Origin of the sequence: Nonomuraea harbinensis (assembly GCF_019396385.1) — a bacterium.
GTDB lineage: Bacteria > Actinomycetota > Actinomycetes > Streptosporangiales > Streptosporangiaceae > Nonomuraea > Nonomuraea ferruginea.
In genome coordinates, this window is record NZ_JAHKRN010000049.1 from 22,950 (window position 1) to 41,513 (window position 18,564).

The window sequence follows — 18,564 nt, forward strand, 5'->3', positions numbered from 1 at the left end:
CGGGAAGGGCTACGTCCGCGACCCCAGGAGGGCCGCCGTCTCGCTCCGGTCGGGCGCGCCGATGGCCGTGAACAGCGCATGCGCCCGGGTCCAGAGACGCGCGGCCTGCCCGTCGTCGCCTTCCCGGCTGCGGGCGTGGCCGAGGATCGTCAGGGCGCGGGCGTACTGCAGGCGTTGGCCGGAGCGGCGGGCCAGACTGATGGCCCGCTCGCACGCCCGTACGCACTCCTCGCCGTCGCCCGCCGCCAGGTGGACGGCGGCGAGCAGGACGTGCGCGCGGGGCAGGTTGAGCGGGTTGGCGGTGAGCGCGCGTTCGAGCGCCTGGCCGGCCTCCTTCCGCGCGTCCTCGTACCGGCCCTGACGGAAGTGGGCGCCGGCGCGCTCCAGCAGCACCTCGTCCAGGTCGGTGCCGGTGCGCTCGGCGAGCCGCGCGGCGGCGTCGAGGTGCGCGAGCGCGTCGTCCGTCCGGCCCAGCTCCGTCTCCACGGCGGCCGTGCCGGTGAGCGAGGCGATCTGGCACCGCCTGTTCTCGACCTCCTCGGCGATGCCCAGCGCCCGGGTGAAGGCGTCGATCGCCCGCTCGTGGCGGCCGGCGTCGCGGTGGACCCAGCCGAACGTCTCGTACGTCACCGCCTCGGCGTACCGCAGGCCCGCGGCCTGGGCCAGGGCCAGCGCCTCTTCGAGGTACGCGAGCGCGTCGGCGAGCCGGGCCTGCTTCTGACGGACCAGGGCGAGGTTGACCAGCGTCAGCGTCCGCAGATGCGTGTCGCCTGACCGCTCGGTCAGGGCGAGGCAGGCGAGCAGGCACTCCTCGGCGCGGTCCAGCCGGGCCAGCATGAGGTTGGCCGAGGCCAGGTTGTTGAGCCCGCGCGCCTCGCCGCGGACGGACCCGAGCTCGCGGTGGATCTCCACGGCCCGCTGGTAGAGGGGGATGGCCCGGCGCGGCTCCCCGAGCTGTTTGAGCACCACGCCGCGGCTCTGCAGCACCGAGGCCTCGCCCTGGGACCAGCCGGCCAGCCGGCACAGCTCCTGCGCCCGTTCCAGGAAGCCCATCGCGCCCTTGAGGTCGGCGGTGAGCAGGCGGGCCCGGCCGATGGAGTAGCACATCGCGGCCTGCCCTCTGAGGTCGCCGTCGCGCTCGGCGGCGGCCAGCGCGGTCTCGGCCAGGCGCAGCCACTCCGCCCGGGTCCGGCGGTGCTGCAGGACGTCGGTCATGGCCTCGGCCAGCAGCCAGGCGTACGGCCGCGCCCCGGACGCGATCACCCCGGTGAGGTTGTCCCATTCGGTGTCCAGCCAGCCGAGCGCCTGCGCCGCGGTGGCGAAGGCCGTCGCGTCCTGACCCGGCGTCTCCGGGACCTCGAAGCCGGCCACCGCCAGAGCGTCGACGGTGGTGGACAGGTAGTGGTCGAACAGCCGCCGGACGGCGGCCTCCCGTTCGGCCTCGGAGTCCTCCGCGAGAGCGCGCTGGGCCGCGTACTCCCCCACCAGGTCGTGCGCGGCGAAGCGGCGCGGGCCGATCTCCTCGATCAGGTGGATCCGCGCCGCCGTGCCGAGCAGGACCTCCGCCCGCTCGCGGTCCGTGCCCGCCAGGGCGGCGACGGCCGCGGCCGAGATGCCGGCGCCGCGCGCCAGGCCGAGCAGGCGGAACACGCGCTGCGCCGGCGCGGGCAGCGCCCTGTACGACAGGTCTAGAGCGGCGCGCACGGCCACGCTCTCGTCGCCGTCCACCCGCAGGCGCACCAGCCGCCCGCGCTCCGCGAGCTCGCGCACGTAGTCGGCGATCCTCCGGTGTTCGTGGTCGCCGATCCAGGACACGGCGATGGAGAGCGCCAGTGGGGAGTGGTCGCAGAGCGCCACGAGCTCCCGCGCGGCCTCCGGCTCCCGGCGCAGCCGCTCCTCGCCGACGCCCGCGGAGATCAGCCGCAGCGCCTCCCCGGGCTCCAGGACGCCGAGCGTGAGCCGTTCGACGCCGTCCAGGGCCACCAGGCCGCCCAGGCGGTGGCGGCTGGTGATGACGACCCGGCATCCGGGGTCGCCCGGCAGCAGCGGGCGGATCTGGTCCGGCTCGGCGACGTCGTCCAGGACCAGCAGCACGCGCCGGCCCGCGAGCAGCGAGCGGTACAGCGCGATCTGCGCGTCCAGCTCGACCGGGATGTCCTTCGCCGCCTGACCGAGCCCCTGCAGCAGCAGCGGCAGCGCCTCCGACGGCGGCATCGGCGCGCGCCGGTCGAAGCCCCGCAGGTCGAGGAAGAGCTGCCCGTCCGGGAAGAGCCCGGCCCGCCGGTGCGCCCAGTGGAGCGCCAGCGCGGTCTTCCCGACGCCGGCGGGGCCGACCAGGAGCGTCACCCGGCCCGCGTCCATCCGCGGCAGCTCCGCCTCGCGGCCGACGAAACGGCCGGTGTCGGGAGGCAGCTGCCGGGGAACCGGCGCCGGCCGCGCGGCGGGGTCCTCTTCGAGGATGCTCTGGTGCAGCGACTGCAGGTCACGGCCCGGTTCGACGCCGAGTTCGCGTACGAGCCGGTCCCGGAACTCCCGGTAGACCCGCAGCGCCTCGGGAAGGCGTCCGCCCCGGTGCAGCGCCAGCATGAGCAGGCCGTGCGGGCGCTCCCGCAGCGGCTGCTCGGCCACGACCCTCGTCAGCCCGGCGATGACCGCCTGATGCCGCCCCACCGCCAGCTGGGCCTCCGCCCGGCCCTCGATCGCCTCGGTCCTGAGCTCGTCGAGCCGGTGCCGCTCAGCCTCGGCGACGGGTCCGCCCAGATCCGGGTACGGGTCGCCGCGCCACAGTTCGAGGGCCCGGTCGTACGTGGTGATCGCCTCGGCGTGCAGGCCGTCGCCCGCCTCCCGGCGCGCCGTCGCGACCAGGGCGGCGAACTCGTCGGCGTCCACGTCGACGGCCCCGGCGGGGACCAGATAGCCGGGGCTCCTGGTCACGATGACCTCGGCCGCCCCGAGCGCCCGGCGCAGCTCCGCGATCAGGGCGCGTACCCGGGCCGCCGCCGACGGCGGCAGATCCTCGCCCCAGAGGCGTCCGGCCAGCCGCTCCACCGACACCACGCGACCGGCGTCGAGCAGGAGGCCCGCCAGCAGCGCGCGCTGCCTGCCGGTCAGGCGCACCGCCCGGCCGTCCACGACGACCTCCAGGGGACCGAGGAGGAGGACGCGGGCACCCTTCCGACGCACACCGGCAGACGCTAGTGCAGCGCCCACGCGAGAGCAATCTCGCCTGTGGCCGATCCGTGCGGGATCCATGCGCCGGCCATGCGGGCGGGTGTCATCGTCTGTCCAGAGTTCCCCGCGAAGATTGGCGCTGACGAACGGATGAGGCCGCGACTGAAGACCCTGGCGTGGGAGCGGGCCGGAGACGAGCTGCGGCTCGTGTACGACCCCCGCGACCGGCTGGTGCTCCCCGACCCCGACGGCACGGTGGAGAAGCTCCTCCACCTGCTGCGGGAGGGCGGCCGGACCGTCGCGGAGCTCGCCGGCGAGCTGTCGCTGCCGGTCGCCGACGTCTCGGCCGCCGTGGCCGCGCTGGACGCCGAGCGGCTGCTGGAGGACGGCGACCGCCTGGGCAAGCTCGGACCGGGCGACGCCGAACGCCACTTCAGCAACCTGGCCTTCCTCGAGTCGTTCGGCACCCTCGCGAGCAGCCGCGAGGACCTGCTGGGGCGGCTCCGCGAGTCGCACGTGCTGGTGCTCGGCACCGGCGGGCTGAACTCCAACACCATCCCCCACCTCGCCGGGCTGGGCGTCGGCAGGATGACGCTCCTCGACCGGGACACCGTGGACCCGCGCAACTTCGCGCGGCAGTACCTCTACCGCTGGGACGACGTCGGCTCCCGTAAGGTGGCGCGCGCCGCGGACTGGGTCCGCGCCTTCGACCCGTCCATCGAGGTCGAGGCGATCGACCTGGGCGTCGAGAGCCCGGAGCAGTTGGACGAGCTCGTCGGGCGTACCAGGCCCGACGTCGTGGCCTCGGGCATCGACCGGCCGAACGAGATCGACCTGTGGGTCAACGCGGCCTGCGTGCGGCACGGGGTGCCGTTCGTCAGGGGCGGCATGTGGGTCACCTCGGGCACGGTCTGGTCGGTCGCGCCGGGGGTCAGCGCCTGCCGCGCCTGCGTGCCGCCGACCGCCGATCCCGACGCGCCGGACCTGGCCGCGATCCGCCTCTACCGCGACGGGGCCCGGCCGAACCGCGGCATCGGCCCGGTCGCCGGCCTCCTGGGCGCGTACGGCGCGTTCGAGGTCCTGCGCTATCTGACCGGATTCGAGCCACCGGCGTACGCCGGTCGGCCGCTCATCGTCGACTTCGCGGGCGGTTGCGCCACGAGTCGTACCGAGTGGCCCCGCAATCCCGACTGTGACGTGTGCGGAGGGAGGTGACCTGAATGAAGATCGAGATCGTGCGGATCGAGAACACCCGCCTGACCGTGGACGCGGACCCGGGGTCGGACTCCTGATGATCCGGGGCCGCGCTCCACTCCGGGGAGCGCGGCCCCCCTCAGATGTGAAGGCGGAGAAGAATGACCGCGTCCTTGGACGCTGACCTGCGCGAACGGGCCGCACGGCTGACGGTCGCCTTCGACGGCTCGGCCTGGGTCCTGGGCCGGCCGGACCTGGGCGTCTTCGTCGCGGTGCCGGAGCCGGGCGCGGTGTTCGTCACCACCTTGCAGGAGACGGGCTCGGCGGACGAGGCGACGGCCCGGGCGAGCGAGGCGGCCGGCGAACCGGTCGACGGAGGCGACTTCATCGACGGCCTCACGGCCGCGGGCCTGCTCGACCCGGCCGCGGCGCCGGACGACACCGTCGCGCCCGCCGGCCGGCGGGTCAAGTGGATCGAGGGGATCAGCCCCCGGGCGGCGGCCCGCCTGTTCGGGCGTACCGGCTGGTCGTTCTACACGGTGGCGCTCCTGTTCGCGCTCGCCGTCCTCGTGACGCGTCCCGACCTGCGCCCTTCCTGGCAGGACGCGTGGTTCCTGCCCAGTCCCGGGCTGTCCGTGTTCGGATGGCTGGTGCTGGGCATCGCGTTCGGCGCGCTGCACGAGGCCTGGCACTGGCTCGCCGGACGGGCGATCGGCGTCCCCGCGACCTTCCGGGTGAGCTACCGGGGCATGTACATCGTCTACGAGACCGACCTGACCCAGATCGTCGCGGTGCCGCGCGACCGGCGTCACGGGGTGTACCTGGCCGGGATGGCCGTCGAGACCGTGGTCGTGGCGGCCGCGCTGGGCCTGCGGATGCTCGTCCCGCCCGGCGCCCTGGACGACCTGCTCGCCGCCGTGGTCCTGTTCAGGATCGTCGCCATCGTGTGGCAGTGGGCCGCCCTGCCGCTGCGCAGCGACTCGTACGCCCTGCTCGCCAACGCCCTGCGCTGCCACAACCTCTACCGGGTCACCTGGCTGACGGTGAAGAACCGGATCTTCCGACTCACCGGGCCGGAGACGGCCGAACTGGCCGGGGCGGGCGCGCGGGACCGCGCGATGGCCCGCTGGTTCGCGCTCCTCTACGTCGCGGGCATCGCCGTCATGGCCTGGGTGTTCCTCACCGTCATGCTGCCGCTGATGGTCTCGCTGGCCCAGTGGGGCGTGACGCAGTTCGCCGAGGGACAGGTCGGCTCGGCCGGCTTCTGGGAGGCCCTCGTCGTGACCGCGTACGTGGGGCTGCGGCTCGGTCTGCCCCCGCTGCTCGCGCTCCGTGAACGACGGCTGCGGCGCGCGGGGGCGCTCCTCTGAGCCCATTCCGCCGGATCCACGAAAAATCTCCCCATCTATGCAGAGGAACGTATAGGGTCCCTTTTCGGGATGACGACGGGGGAATGTGTGGAATTACGGACGCCGTAACGCCGGTTATTTCGGCGTAAATCAGGGTCCGGCGCGTTTCTCCAGGTCACCAGCTCTTCGCGTGGCGACGTGGGATGGGAGATGCGGAGCTTCATGACGGCCCGTGGCGACACACCGCAGTCTCCGTTACCTCTCGCGGACGCGGAGCACCCCGCCCCCTCCCGATGGGCCCCGCACCTGTGGTGGATGGCCCTCCTCGCGGGGACGCTCGGCTTCGCGTTCGCCTGGCTGGCCACGCCGCACGGCCGGGAGATCGGCGCCGCCTGGGAGCTCGGCGTCAAACTGCTCGCCTTCGCCTTTCTGTGCTGCGCGATCGCGTTCTTCCCGTGGGTGTCGGAACGCCTGCACTGGCTGCTGTGCGTCCCGTTCGTGTTCTTCACCGCGTACGTGATCCCGCGCGTCAGTTACTTCTATTACGGGGACGTCGGGCGCGTCGAGGGCGACAGCTTCTACACCCATCTTTACCTGCTGCTCTATCCCGGGCTCGTGCTCACCGTCGCCGCCGCCTACCGCATCGGCGGTGGCAGCCCCGGGCGCTGCCTGAAGATCGCGATCAGCGGCATCGTCATCGTGTTCTCCGGGCTCCTCGACGTCATGTGGCAGGTCGTGAACCCGGTCGACATCCCCGAGGTCATCGACGCGCCGCACATCAACGTGATCACCGGCGGGCCGATCTCCTTCGCCGGGGCGGTGCTGTTCACGCTGGCGCACGTGCCGATCGTCGTCGGGATCAACCTGCTCCCGCTGGACCGCTGGATCGCCCGCCTGCTGGGAAGCACGCCAGGCCGTCACTGAGGAGGCGAAGCTGGACACCCACGACGTACCGCCGACCATCGGCATCTCGGTGGCGGCGCCCGCCTACAACGAGGCGGCGAACATCGCGGCGGCGGTGACCGAATGGCGCGACTACCTGGCCGGGCACCCGGCGATCGGCGCCTGGGAGATCGTCGTCTGCGACGACGGCAGCACCGACGCGACCGGCGAGATCCTCGCGGACCTGCGGGAGCACTGCCCCGAACTGGTCGTCGTCACCTTTCCCCGGAACCGGGGCGCCGGCGCGGCCATCGCCGCCGCCATCGCGCACACCCGGATGGACTGGGTCGTGCTGCTCGACTCCGACGGGCAGTTCCCGATCTCCGCCCTGGACGCCTTCCTGGACCGGGTACGGGCGGGCGAGGCGGACGCCTTCTCCGGCGCCCGGATCAGGAAGGCCGACGGTGTCGCGTACCGGTGGGGCTCGGCCGCCAGCGGCGCGGTCAGCAACCTCACGCACGGCACCCGGTACCGCGACTACAACTCGATCTTCAAGGTGGTACGCGGCCCGCTGCTGCGCGCCCTGCACCTGGAGTCGAGCGGGATGAACTGCTCGACCGAGATCACCGCCAGGGTCGCGGAGCTCGGCCACACCTGGGTGGAGATCCCGATCGAGCACCGGGAGCGCGGCGGCGGCGCCCGGGGGTGGCGGTTCTGGCGCGGGGCGCGGGACCGCGCCCTGTTCGTGGGCTATCTCGGCTATCGCCGGTGGCTGTTACGCCGGGGCGTGCTCCGCCTCCCGGAGGCGTCGGAACCGGCGCGCGGGATGACGGAGCGGGCCCGATGAGCGGCCGCACCGCCGTCACCCTCTTCAGCGGCGGGCGCGGCGGGGCCGGCATCGCGCGCGGCCTCTTACGCACGCCCGGGGTGGACCTCACACTGGTGATCAACGGCTACGACAACGGGCGGTCCACCGGCGCCCTCCGGCGCTACCTCCCCGGCATGCTCGGCCCCTCCGACTTCCGCAAGAACCTCCTGGTCCACCTCGACGACCGCGACCCCCGTCAGGCCGCCCTCCGCTCAGTCCTGGAACACCGGCTCACCGCCGGCGCGCAGGAACTCGGCGCCCTGGCCCACGCGATAAGCAGCCCGTCATCCCCTGCACGCACCGCGGACGCGCCCGACCCAGTCGCCCTCCGCTCGGTGCTGGAGCACCGGCTCACCGCCGGCAAGGAGGAGCTCGCCGACGCGATAGGCGGTCCGGCCTCGCCCTCGACGCGTACCACGAACGCGCCGGACCCAGCCGCCTTGCCGCCGTCGGCGCGTACCACGAACGCGCCGGACCCAGCGGCTCTCTCGCCGCAGGCGCGTGCCGCGATCGGGCGGGACCTGGCCGTGCTTCTGCGCTGGGTCGACAGCCATCCAGACGGGCTCGATCTGACCGAGTGCGCGCTCGGCAACCTGGTGTTCGCCGGTGCGTACCTGCGGCTGGGCGAGGACTTCAACGCCGCAGTACGCGCGTGCGCCCGGACGTTCGAGTCACCGCTCGGCCTGGTGAACGTCACCGGCGGCGAGAACGCGTTCCTGGTCGCGCTCAAGCAGGACGGCCGGCTCCTGGCCGACGAGGCGGACATCGTCGCGCCGCAGGATGCCGCCGCGATCACCGACCTGTTCCTGCTCCGCGAGCCGCTGACCTTCGAGCGCCGGGCCGAGCTGGCGGCGAGACCCGTCCAGGAGGTGCGGCGGATCCTGGCGGACCTGCGCGCCACGGTCTCGCTCAACCCGGAGGCCGGGGACGCGATCAGGAACGCCGACCTTCTCCTGTACGGGCCGGGCACCCCGCACTCGTCCCTGCTGCCCAGCTACCTGACGCCGGGGGTCGCGGACGCGATCGCGAAGAGCCGGGCCGCGGCCAAGGTGTTCGTCGTCAACACCCGCGACGACCACGACGTCCAAGGGCTGAGCGCACCCGAGCTGGTCGGCCGTACCCTGTCCTACCTCGGCGACCCGGGCAACGAGCGCGGCACCGTCACGCACGTCCTCAGCCACCGCGCCCCGGACGCGCCGGGCGTCCCGTCCGACGTCGTCGCCGGCGGCGTCTGGGCGGGCGCCCGATGGGTCACCGCCGACCTGGCCGACGCCGACCGCCCCGGCGTCCACTGCGGCCCCCGCACCGTACGCGCCCTGATGGACATCGCCGACGAGGCCGCCCTGACGAGGACCCCATGACCCCGGCGGATGGCCGGCTGGGCCACGAGGGTCTGGCGGCGATGGTCGCCGGGCGGCGGGTCTGGCTCTGTGATCTGGATGGCACGCTCGTCGACTCCGCGCCCGTGCACGCGGCGGCGTTCCGCGCCGCGATCGGGGAGCTCGCGCCGTCCGCGCTCGGTTCCTTCCGGTACGACGCGCACGCGGGGGCGACCACGCGCGAGGTGGTGGCCGGGCTGGGCGTCGGCGGTGACGTGGCCGAACGGCTGGTCCGGCGCAAGCAGCGGCTCTACCGGGAGTACGTGGAAGCGGGCAGGGTGGCGTCGTTCCCCGGCGCCGGGCGGCTGCTCGACCGCCTGACCAGCGGCGGCCGCACCGCCTACCTGGTCACCAGCGGCAGCAGGGGCTCGGTCGAACGGGTCCTGGCGGCCTGCTCGCTGGGCGGCTACTTCAGCGGCGTGCTCACCGGCGACGACGCCCCGTCGGGCAAGCCGGACCCGGCGTTCTACCGGCACGCCTGCGAGCGCTGGTCCGTCGACCCGGACGACGCCGTGGCCCTGGAGGACTCCGAGCACGGCGTCGCCTCCGCCGTCGGCGCCGGGCTGGTGACATTGCAGGTCAACGCGGCGGAACCGGCAGCGGGGGCGACCCAGGTGCGGGATCTGGACGAGATCGTGGACTTCCTCGGCAGGGGAGTGAATGGCAGTGAGTGACCAGCGCGTCTGCGCGGTGATCCCGGCGGCCGGGAGCGGGACCAGGCTCGGCCTCGGCATCCCGAAGATCATGCTGGAGATCGCGGACGGCGTCACCGTGTGGCACCTGCTGCACCGGCGGCTGAGCCCCTGGGTGGAGCACGTCCACGTGGTGGTCTCCCCCGCCGGCGAGATCCCGTTCCGCCGCCTGGCCGCTGAGGAGATCGAGCGCGGCGCCGTCTCGGTGAGCGTCCAGGCGCGGCCGACGGGCATGGGTGACGCGATCTTCGGGGCCGTCGCGCACTGGGAGGGGTACGACCGGATCCTGGTGGTCTGGGGTGACCAGGTGAACCTGTCCCCGGCGACCGTGCGGCAGGTGGTGCGGGATTGCCATGACGGCCTCACCCTCCCGCTGGTGCCGATGCCCGCGCCGTACGTCGAGTACGAGCTGGACGGGCCGGCCCTGGTCAGGGTGCGGATGTCCCGCGAGGGGGACGACTGCCGGCCCGGCGGGCTCAGCGACGTCGGCGTCTTCTGCCTCGGCACGGACGGGCTGGCGGAGGCGTGGGCGGGCTACCTGCTCGACGCCGCCCCCGGTGCGGCCACCGGTGAGGTCAACTTCCTGCCGTTCCTGCCGTACCTGTCGCAGGTCCGCGGCAGGCCGGTGACGGTGGTGCCGGTCACCGACCCCTCCGAGGCCCGCGGCGTCAACACCCCGGACGACCTCGACTTCGCCCGCCAGGCGTTCCAGCGGTGCCCGGACTGACCCGGCCGCGCCGCTGCCACGTCGTCTGCACCGAGGTCCCGCCGAACGTCGTCGGCGGTCTGGGACGGTACGCCGAGCGGATGCTCCCCGCCCTGCGCACCGCCGGCGTCCCCATCGAGGTGTACGGCGCGGTAGGCCGGCACACGCGGGCCAGTACCGAACAGACCGGCGACGTCACCCTGCACCGCCTGCCCACCGCCGGACAGCCCGCCCACCCACACCCACCCAAACCCACCGACCCACGCGAGAACACCCGCCCGCCCGAGGACACCCAGCCGCGTGCGGACGCCCGTTCGCGTGGGGGTGTCCGGTCGCTGGTCAGGGTTGCCGGGTTGGTCGTTTTCAACGTGCGGGTCGCGGCGCGGATCCTGCGGAGTGGTGGGCGGCGGTCCGGGGCGGTGGTGGCGGTGCACGACTGGATGGGGTGCATCGCCGGGATCCTGTGCCGGGTGGTCGGGCGGATGCCGGTGGTGTTCCATGTGCACACCTGTGAGCACAACACCGCACCGGGGGCGCGCCGCACCGCCGTGACCGCCGGCATCACCGCGCTGGAGAACGCGCAGGCCCGGCTGGCGAACCTGATCCTGGTGCCGAGCGCGGGCATGCGGGACGAGCTGGTGGCGCGCGGCTGGCCGCCGGGGCGGCTGCGGGTCGTGCCGCACGGGTTCGAGGATCCCGAGCTGGTGCGGCTGGCCGGGCTCTCCCCCGCCGAGCGCGACCGGCTCCGCGCGGAGGTCAGGGCCCGCTACCTGCCCGGCGGCGCCGGAAGGCTGGTCGTCTTCGCCGGTCGCCTGTCGCCGCACAAGGGCGTGCGCACGCTGATCGAAGCGGTGCCCTTGCTCCGCGACCGCGACGACCTGCGGGTGGTGCTCATCGGCAGCGGCGACGACGCGGAGGTGGCCCGGCTGATCGAGCGGGAGGGCGTCGGCGGGCACGTGGTCGCCGGCTACCGGTTCCTGGACCCGCCCGAGGTGTTCGCGCACTTCCTGGCCGCCGACGTGTGCGCCTTCCCCTCGTCGTACGAGCCGTTCGGGCTGGTCGCCGTGGAGGCGATGGCGCTGGGACGGCCGGTCGTGGTCGGGCCGGGCTACTCGCCGGAGGTGGTCGGCGACGGGGCGGTCCGCTGCCGTACCGGAGAGCCGGAGGAACTGGCCGCGACCCTGTCGCGCTGCCTGGACGACCCGGAGCACGCGGCCGGGCTCGCCCGGCGCGGCGCCGAGCACGTCCGCGCGCGATACTCCTGGACGCGCACGGCCGAAACCACGCTGGCGGCGTACGCGGAGGTGACCCCGTGACGTCCGCGCTCCGCGAGCACGTGGCCAGGTTGGTCGGCGGGCGGGGGTGGGCCGTGTGGCCGACGCTGGTGGGGATCGCCGCCAGCGGGACGGCGGCGGCGACGACGCTCGTCATCGCCTGGGGGATCGGCGCGGCGGCGTTCGGCCGGTTCACCCTGGTGCTGACGATCGCGTTGATCGTCACCGTCGGCATGCTGCTCAACCTGAACTACGTCATGTTCCAGGAGCTGCCGAGAGCCGAGCCGCAGGACCGGCCCGCCCTGGTGACGACGGCGCTGTTCACCACGCTGGCGCTGGGCGGCGGACTGGTCGCCGCCGGGCTGCTGGCCGCCCCGGCGCTGACCCGCCTGCTCGGCGTCGACGTCCGTACGCTCTGCTTCGCGCTGGCGCTGGCCCTGTCGATGACGGTGAACCAGCTGACCGAGAGCTTCCTGCGCGGGCTGAAGAAGTTCGCGTTCGTGGCGGGGCTCAAGCTCGCCGTCGCCGCCGTCTACCTGGCCACGGCCGCCTACTGCCTGCTGGTCGCGGGCATCAGGGACGCCGAGGTCTACCTGGTCGCGCTGATCGTCACGAACGTCGTGTTCGCCCTCGTGGCCGTGATCGGCTTCGATATCGTCCCGCGCTCCTGGTCCGCGTCCCTGGCGCGCTCACTGCTCCGGCACGGCGCCTACATGAGCGTCATCGCCGCCTTCACCGCCGTGCTGTTCGGGGTGGACGTGATCTTCCTCAACCACTGGGCCTCCGGGAGCGACGTCGGCGTCTACTCGATCTACAACGGCTTCCCGAAGAGGCTGCTCGGCGTGGTGTTCACCGAGGGGATCGGGCTCGTGCTGCTGCCGGTGCTGGCGACGGCCGACAAGGTCGCGGCGCTGCGGCGGATCGGCCGCCTCGCGCCGGCGATCGCGGTGGCCACCGCCGTCTTCTCCTTCGCCGCGAGCGCGCTGTTCTTCCTGGTGCTGCGCGCGGAGTATCCGTACTCGCCCGGACTGATGGCGTTGTCCGCGGTGGGGATCGGCGTCCACACGGTGTTCAACCTCTACCTCTTCGCCCTGTCGATGGACGGGGTGCGGGGCGCCAAGGTGCTCATCGCCTGCCTCGCCGTCGGGTCGCCCCTCGCGCTCGCCTGCCAGGCGGTGTTCATCTCCTGGCAGGGCCTGACCGGGGGCCTGGTGGGGTTCGCACTGACCAATCTCGTCCTGGTAGCCGTCGTGGCCGTCGCCGCGGCCCGGGTGTACCGGGCCCGTCCTCCGGAGGTCGAACGATGAGGGTCGTCCACGTCATCAACCAGTTCCCGCCCAACATCACCGCGGGGCTCGGCCGCTACGTCGAGGAGATCACGCCGCACCTGGCGCGCGACCTGGAGATGGCCGTGTTCACGCTGAACGACGGGCGCCTGCCGGTGCACGAGCGGCGCGACGGCGTCACCGTCTACCGGCCGCTCGGCCGCCTGCTCGGCGCGATCAGCCGCCGCCGCAGGCTCAACCGGACGCGCCGGGCCGAGTTCGTCCTGCTCGCGGTGAACGTCGTGGTGAGCAACTGGCGGTACTTCCTGCGGCTGCGCCGGCTGGCCCCTGGTCAGCGGCCCGACCTGGTCGCCGTGCACGACTCGACGAACTTCCTGGCCGCCCTGCTGTGCCACTACGTGCTGCGGCTGCCGGTCGTCTTCCACGTACACACCACCGAGTACGGCGTCGCGCCGCAGCGCAGCATCACCGACCCGGTCGGCGTGTTCGCCGCCCTGGAGCGGTGGCTGGGACGGATCGCCCGCCGGGTCGTGGTCGCCACCCCGGAGGTGCGCGAGCAGCTCGCCGCCGCCGGGTGGGACCGGGACACGATCGACGTGGTCTGTCTGGGCGGCACGTTCGAACGGCGGCTCGCCGGTGTCGACAGGGCCGCGCTCCGCTCCGGGGCCGCCGCGCTGCGCGCCCGTCTCGGCATCGCGGACGGCGACCCTGTCCTGCTCTTCGTCGGCCGCGTCGAACGGCAGAAGGGGATCTACCAGCTGCTGGAGGCGATGGAGAAGATCGCCGTCGCGCTCCCCCGGCTCCGGCTGGTGATCGTCGGCGAGGGGGACGAGGCCGGGGTCGCGCGGATCGTCGCGGACGCCGGGCTGGAGGGGCGCGTCCTCACCTCGGGCGGGTTCGTCGACGTCGCGGCGCTGCTGGAGTACTACGAGCTGGCCGACCTCTGCGTCTTCCCGTCGCTCTTCGAGCCGTTCGGCCTGGTGGCGACCGAGGCCATGGCTCTGGCCAGGCCGACGATCCTCGGCGACGGGTTCTCCCGGATCTTCCTCGGCGACCCCGCCGACCCCGCCGTGCGGTACGCGCGAAGCGCCGACCCCGGATCCATCGCCGACGCCGTGATCGACCTCATGGCAGATCCGGTGGCCCGCCGCGCTCTCGCGGACAGCGGGGAACGGTTCGTCAGGGAGCGGCTGAGCTGGGCCGGGGCCGCGAAGGAGACGATCGCGGTCTACCGGTCCGCACTCGCCCGTAAGTGAGCCGTACTCGCCCGGTGGGGGCGTCTCTTACCGGCGTTTGTGCCCCTTGGATTTGGTGTGACGGGCGGCGGGCTCGCGGCCGGGGGGCTGGCGGGGCTGTCCGTTCGACGGCGGGTGCGGTGGGTTGGGGCGGGCGACCGATTCCCGGTCCAGGCGGATCTGGTCGCCGTGGTGGGTCAGGGTGATCGGCGGGCCCTCCAGGAGCTCGTAGGTGGTCGTCTCTTCCGTGGCGGTGACGCTCAGCAGGCTGCCGCGGTAGCGCAGGCGGAAGGCGAGCCGGGTGATCTCCGGCGGCAGCTTCGGGGCGAACCCCAGCCGCCCCTGGCCGGCACGCATCCCGCCGAACCCCGTCACGAGGACGATCCACGCCCCGGCCAGCGAGGCCATGTGGACACCGTCGACGGTGTTCTTCTCCAGGTCCTCCAGGTCCATCAGGGCCGCCTCGCCGAGATAGCGGTAGGCCAGGTCGAGGTGCCCCACCTCGGCGGCGATCACCGCCTGGGTGCAGGCGGACAGGGACGAGTCGCGGACCGTCAGGGCCTCGTAGTAGGCGAAGTTCCGCGCCTTGTGCTCGGCGGTGAAGGCGTCGCCGCGCAGGTGCATGGCGAGGACCAGGTCGGCCTGTTTGACCACCTGCTTGCGATAGAGGTCGAAGTAGGGGAAGTGCAGGAGCAGCGGGTACTGGTCGGGCTTGGTGGCGGCGAAGTCCCACGGCGCGTGCTGGGTGAACGCCTCGTGCTGCGGATGCACGCCCAGGTCCTCGTCGTAGGGGACGGACATCGCGGCGGCGGCGTCGCGCCAGGCGGTGGTCTCCTCGGCGGTGACGCCGAGCCGCTCGGCCTCGTCGGGATGGCGGGCCGCGGTCTCGGCCGCCACGCGCAGGTTCTGCTGGGCCATCAGGTTGGTGTAGACGTTGTTGTCGACGACGGCGCTGTATTCGTCGGGGCCGGTGACCCCGTCGATCCGATACCGTCCGGCCGGGTCGTGATGGCCGAGTGCGCACCACAGCCGGGCCGTGCCGACCAGCAGCGGCAGGCCGGTCTCCCGCTCGAACGACGTGTCATCGGTGGCGTCGACGTACTGGGTGACCGCGTGCGCGATGTCGGCGTTGACGTGGAACGCCGCGGTGCCGGCCGGCCAGTAGCCCGAACACTCCTCCCCGTGGATGGTCCGCCACGGGAAGGCGGTGCCGTGCAGCCCCAGCTGGGTGGCGCGGGCCCGCGCCAGCGGGACGATGGACCGGCGCCACGACAGCGCGTCGGCGACGGCTCGCGGATAGGTGTAGGTGAGCACCGGCAGGACGAAGATCTCGGTGTCCCAGAACGCGTGCCCGTCGTAGCCCGAGCCGGTCAGCCCCTTGGCGGGTATGGGGCGCTCCTCCAGGCGCGCGGCCGACTGCAGCAGGTGGAACAGCCCGAAACGGACGGCCTGCTGCACCTCGGGGTCGCCCTCCACCTCGACGTCCGCGCCGTTCCAGAAGTCGTCGAGGAAGCGCCGCTGGTCGGCGCACAGACCGTCCCACCCGGCCAGCCGGGCGGCGGCGAGCGCCGCGACGACCTGATCGTGCGTGGCGGCCCGCGAACGCCGCACCGACCACCCGTAGGAGAAGTACTTGACCAGTCTCAGCGGCCGTCCGGGGGCGAGGTTCGTGGCGACGGTGAGCCGGCTGACATCGCCGCTGCCGTCGGCGTCGACCAGGGTGCCGTCCGGCCCGTCGATCTCGTGGCTCATGCCGGCGGCCACCCGTATCCCGCTGACCCGGGTGCGGTGCACCATGATCGCCGGGCCGTTCTTGTTCGGGACGTTCTCCTCCAGCACCAGCGGCGACCGCAGCCGCGCGGCCGCCCGCGGGTCGTCGTCCGTGGTCTCCTGGGTCTCGTTGGCCACCAGCTCCGACTGCACGACGACGCGCAACGGCTCGTCGACCGCCTCGACCTCGTACCGGATCGCGGCGACGGCGCGGTGGGTGAAGGACACCAGCCGGGTGGAGGTGACCCGCACTCGGGTGCCGGTCGGCGAACTCCACAGGACGGTGCGCGTCAGGGTGCCGGCGCGCAGGTCGAGGACCCGTTCGTGCTCGTGCACCGTCCCGTAGCGCACGTCGAAGGGCTCGTCGTTGACCAGCAGCCGGATCACCTTGCCGTTGGTCACGTTCACCACCGTCTGCCCGGACTCGGGGTAGCCGTAGCCCGCCTCCGCGTACGGCAGCGGCCTCAGCTCGTACAGCCCGTTGAGGTAGGTGCCCGGCTCCCCGTGCGGCTCGCCCTCGTCCAGGTTGCCGCGCAGGCCGATGTGCCCGTTCGACAGCGCGAACACCGACTCGCTCTGCGCCAGCACGTCCAGGTCCAGCCGGCGCTCCCGCACCGACCACGGCTCGATGGCGAACGCGGGATGCCGGATCATCGCCGGCCCTCCGACTTCAGCAGGTCGGCCAGGTCGCCGACGACGACGTCGGCGCCGTGCTCGCGCAGCGCGTCCGCCTGCCCCTTCCGGTCGACGCCGACGACGAAGCCGAAACCTCCGGCCCGGCCGGCCGCCACTCCGGCCAGCGCGTCCTCGAACACCGCCGCCTGCGACGGCTTCAGCCCCAGCGCCTCGGCGCCCGCCACGTACATGTCCGGGGCGGGCTTGCCCGCCAGGTGCCGCTCGCGGGCGACCACCCCGTCGATCCGCGCCTCGAAGTGTCCGGCGATCCCGGCGGCGGCCAGGATGTGGGCGGCGTTGGCGCTCGACGACACCACCGCCCTGCGCAGCCCCGCCTCCTCGGCGGCCTGCACGTATCGGACGGAGCCGGGGAACACCTGCACACCGTCCCTGTCGAGTATGGCCTGCACCAGGGCGTTCTTCCGGTTGCTCAACCCGTACAGGGTCTGCGCGTCCTGCGGGTCGTCCGGCTTGCCCTCCGGGAGGCTGATCCCGCGCGCCTCCAGGAAGCTCCGGGTCCCGTCGAGCCGTTTCTTGCCGTCGACGTAGCGGTCATAGTCGGCCACCGCGTCGAACGGCACGAAAGGGGTGCCGGTGCGGTCTGCCCGGTCGCGCAGGAAGTCGTCGAACATCGACTTCCACGCGGCGGCGTGCACGGTGGCGGTGCGGGTGAGCACGCCGTCCATGTCGAACAGGCACCCGCGCACCCCGTCAGGCATCCCCAGCATGATCCCCCCGATCAGCGCCATGCGGCCCGACCTGCGACTTACCCCCTCTCCCGCTCTTGTCACCCGGGCCGGAGACGTCAGGCCGTGGACGGCGGCGGCGTCGTCGGCCGACATCCAGGACAGGTAGACGAACCGGCCGCCCGGCCCGCCCTGGACGAACGGGCCCCGGAGATCCCAGCCGGTCTCCCCGCGGGTCGCGGTCACTTCCAGCTCCCAGACGGCTGAAGGGGCGTCCGCGGGGAAGGCGCCCGTCAACTCGCCGGGGCGCGCCCGCCGTTGCACGCCGACGTGGATGTCGCGGGCCCCGGGAAGCCCGCATTCGAGCCCTGGCAGATCGGACGCCTCGATACGGAGCAGCATGCCGGCATCATGCCCCGGCCCTACGACAGAACCGGCCCCGCGCCGGCATCAGCCCCGGCACGCGGGGCAACGTCCGCTTTCGGGCGGCGCGGAGTAACCCTCAGGAAGGAGGAAGGCCAGGATGCGATGGCCTTCCCCGGCGCGCACCGGAGCGAGCGTGGTGATGGTCAGCTGGACGTGACGGTCGTCGGCGCCCGTGTGACCCGGCTCGCGGAAGATCATCGGCCTGGACGGGCCCTGCACGAGCAGCTCGGTGCCCCCGGCCCAGAGGCGTTCGGCGTCGGGGCTCCGCTCGCGGAGGTCGTCCACCACGGCCATCAGCTCGTGGCCGCGCCGTGACCGCATCGCCCGGCCGCGGACCAGCGACATCAGCGCCGTCGCCTCGCGCTCCCACTCGACCATGACGTGCTTGGAGTGCTCGTGCAGGAAGAACCAGTGGAGGATCGTCCGCTCGCCTTCGGGCATGGCGGTGAAGTCGCAGATCCACCGGGCGAACGCGGAGTTCTGGCTCTGGACGTTCCACAACCCGTCGGTCACGTACGCGGGGTGCGGTTCGAGAGCGCTCACCAGGCGGTGCAGGGCCGGGTCGGGCTCGACGGCGCCGTCAGGCTCGGGAGGAGGGGTGCCGTTCGCCAGATACCACAGGATGCTGCGCTCGTCCTGACCGAGCTGGAGCGCCGACGCGATGGCTTCGAGCAGCTCGGCGGTAGGGCGGTGTTCGGCGCCCTGCTCCAGCGCGCTGATGGTGCGGATGGAGTATCCCGTGAGGTACGCCAGGTCCTCCTGGGTGAGGGAGTCACGGCGGCGGGAACGTCGCGGGGGAAGGCCCACCTGGCTCAGGGTGATCCTGGCGCGGCGCTCGCGCAGGAACTGGCCGAGGAGTTCGCGGCTCTCGTGCAAGCGCTCCCCCCTTGCCGCGTCAAGCAGGAAATGGCGTTGCCGGTAACGGTATCGCCGGTAACGGCGTCCCGGGAACTCAGTTTGCCCTGGTGTCT

At 73.2% G+C, this 18,564-nt stretch carries 14 protein-coding genes; 10 read left to right on the forward strand and 4 right to left on the reverse strand.

Annotation, left to right across the window (positions count from 1 at the left end; genetic code table 11):
• Nucleotides 1-9: 9 nt before the first annotated feature.
• Entirely contained in the window at nucleotides 10-3,183 is a 3,174-nt protein-coding gene (locus KME79_RS35390; RefSeq protein WP_219549634.1) for an AfsR/SARP family transcriptional regulator, read from the reverse strand.
• Nucleotides 3,184-3,321: 138 nt separating this feature from the next.
• Between KME79_RS35390 and KME79_RS35395 the strand changes: the two genes are divergently transcribed.
• From KME79_RS35395 to KME79_RS35440, 10 genes are all read left to right on the forward strand, one after another.
• Nucleotides 3,322-4,386, forward strand: a complete 1,065-nt coding sequence (locus tag KME79_RS35395; RefSeq protein ID WP_219549635.1) for a HesA/MoeB/ThiF family protein — start codon at nucleotides 3,322-3,324, stop codon at nucleotides 4,384-4,386.
• A 140-nt stretch (nucleotides 4,387-4,526) separates the two neighbouring features.
• Nucleotides 4,527-5,735: a hypothetical protein gene (locus KME79_RS35400; RefSeq protein WP_219549637.1), complete on the forward strand. Its 1,209-nt coding sequence runs from the start codon at nucleotides 4,527-4,529 to the stop codon at nucleotides 5,733-5,735.
• A 294-nt stretch (nucleotides 5,736-6,029) separates the two neighbouring features.
• Nucleotides 6,030-6,638, forward strand: a complete 609-nt coding sequence (locus KME79_RS35405) for a hypothetical protein (RefSeq protein WP_219549639.1) — start codon at nucleotides 6,030-6,032, stop codon at nucleotides 6,636-6,638.
• A gap of 49 nt (nucleotides 6,639-6,687) precedes the next feature.
• On the forward strand, nucleotides 6,688-7,443 hold the full coding sequence (locus tag KME79_RS35410) for a glycosyltransferase family 2 protein (RefSeq protein WP_308249178.1): 756 nt from the start codon (nucleotides 6,688-6,690) through the stop codon (nucleotides 7,441-7,443).
• Complete coding sequence (locus KME79_RS35415) at nucleotides 7,440-8,825, forward strand: 2-phospho-L-lactate transferase CofD family protein (RefSeq protein WP_219549641.1); 1,386 nt, start codon at nucleotides 7,440-7,442, stop codon at nucleotides 8,823-8,825. Before KME79_RS35410 ends, KME79_RS35415 begins: the two co-directional genes overlap by 4 nt.
• The gene (locus KME79_RS35420; protein WP_219549643.1) at nucleotides 8,822-9,517 is read left to right on the forward strand and encodes an HAD family hydrolase; all 696 of its coding nucleotides are present in this window, start codon (nucleotides 8,822-8,824) and stop codon (nucleotides 9,515-9,517) included. The genes KME79_RS35415 and KME79_RS35420 overlap by 4 nt, the downstream gene beginning before the upstream one ends.
• A complete protein-coding gene (locus tag KME79_RS35425; protein ID WP_261808965.1) occupies nucleotides 9,510-10,262 on the forward strand; it encodes an NTP transferase domain-containing protein in 753 nt (250 codons plus the stop codon). Before KME79_RS35420 ends, KME79_RS35425 begins: the two co-directional genes overlap by 8 nt.
• On the forward strand, nucleotides 10,250-11,557 hold the full coding sequence (locus tag KME79_RS35430; RefSeq protein ID WP_219549645.1) for a glycosyltransferase family 4 protein: 1,308 nt from the start codon (nucleotides 10,250-10,252) through the stop codon (nucleotides 11,555-11,557). Before KME79_RS35425 ends, KME79_RS35430 begins: the two co-directional genes overlap by 13 nt.
• Nucleotides 11,554-12,822 (forward strand): MATE family efflux transporter, encoded by a 1,269-nt coding sequence (locus tag KME79_RS35435; RefSeq protein ID WP_219549647.1) that lies wholly within the window; start codon nucleotides 11,554-11,556, stop codon nucleotides 12,820-12,822. The genes KME79_RS35430 and KME79_RS35435 overlap by 4 nt, the downstream gene beginning before the upstream one ends.
• The gene (locus tag KME79_RS35440; RefSeq protein WP_219549649.1) at nucleotides 12,819-14,057 is read left to right on the forward strand and encodes a glycosyltransferase family 4 protein; all 1,239 of its coding nucleotides are present in this window, start codon (nucleotides 12,819-12,821) and stop codon (nucleotides 14,055-14,057) included. The genes KME79_RS35435 and KME79_RS35440 overlap by 4 nt, the downstream gene beginning before the upstream one ends.
• Before the next feature lie 27 nt (nucleotides 14,058-14,084).
• Here the strand turns inward: KME79_RS35440 and KME79_RS35445 are convergent, their stop codons facing one another.
• From KME79_RS35445 to KME79_RS35455, 3 genes are read right to left on the reverse strand one after another with little or no spacing between them, the layout of a single operon-like run.
• A complete protein-coding gene (locus KME79_RS35445) occupies nucleotides 14,085-16,460 on the reverse strand; it encodes a glycoside hydrolase family 65 protein (RefSeq protein WP_219549651.1) in 2,376 nt (791 codons plus the stop codon).
• Nucleotides 16,457-17,569, reverse strand: coding sequence for a beta-phosphoglucomutase family hydrolase (locus KME79_RS35450; protein ID WP_219549653.1), 1,113 nt, complete (start codon nucleotides 17,567-17,569; stop codon nucleotides 16,457-16,459). The genes KME79_RS35445 and KME79_RS35450 overlap by 4 nt, the downstream gene beginning before the upstream one ends.
• A 48-nt stretch (nucleotides 17,570-17,617) precedes the next feature.
• Nucleotides 17,618-18,469, reverse strand: coding sequence for a helix-turn-helix domain-containing protein (locus tag KME79_RS35455; RefSeq protein WP_219549655.1), 852 nt, complete (start codon nucleotides 18,467-18,469; stop codon nucleotides 17,618-17,620).
• Between the last annotated feature and the right edge of the window lie 95 nt (nucleotides 18,470-18,564).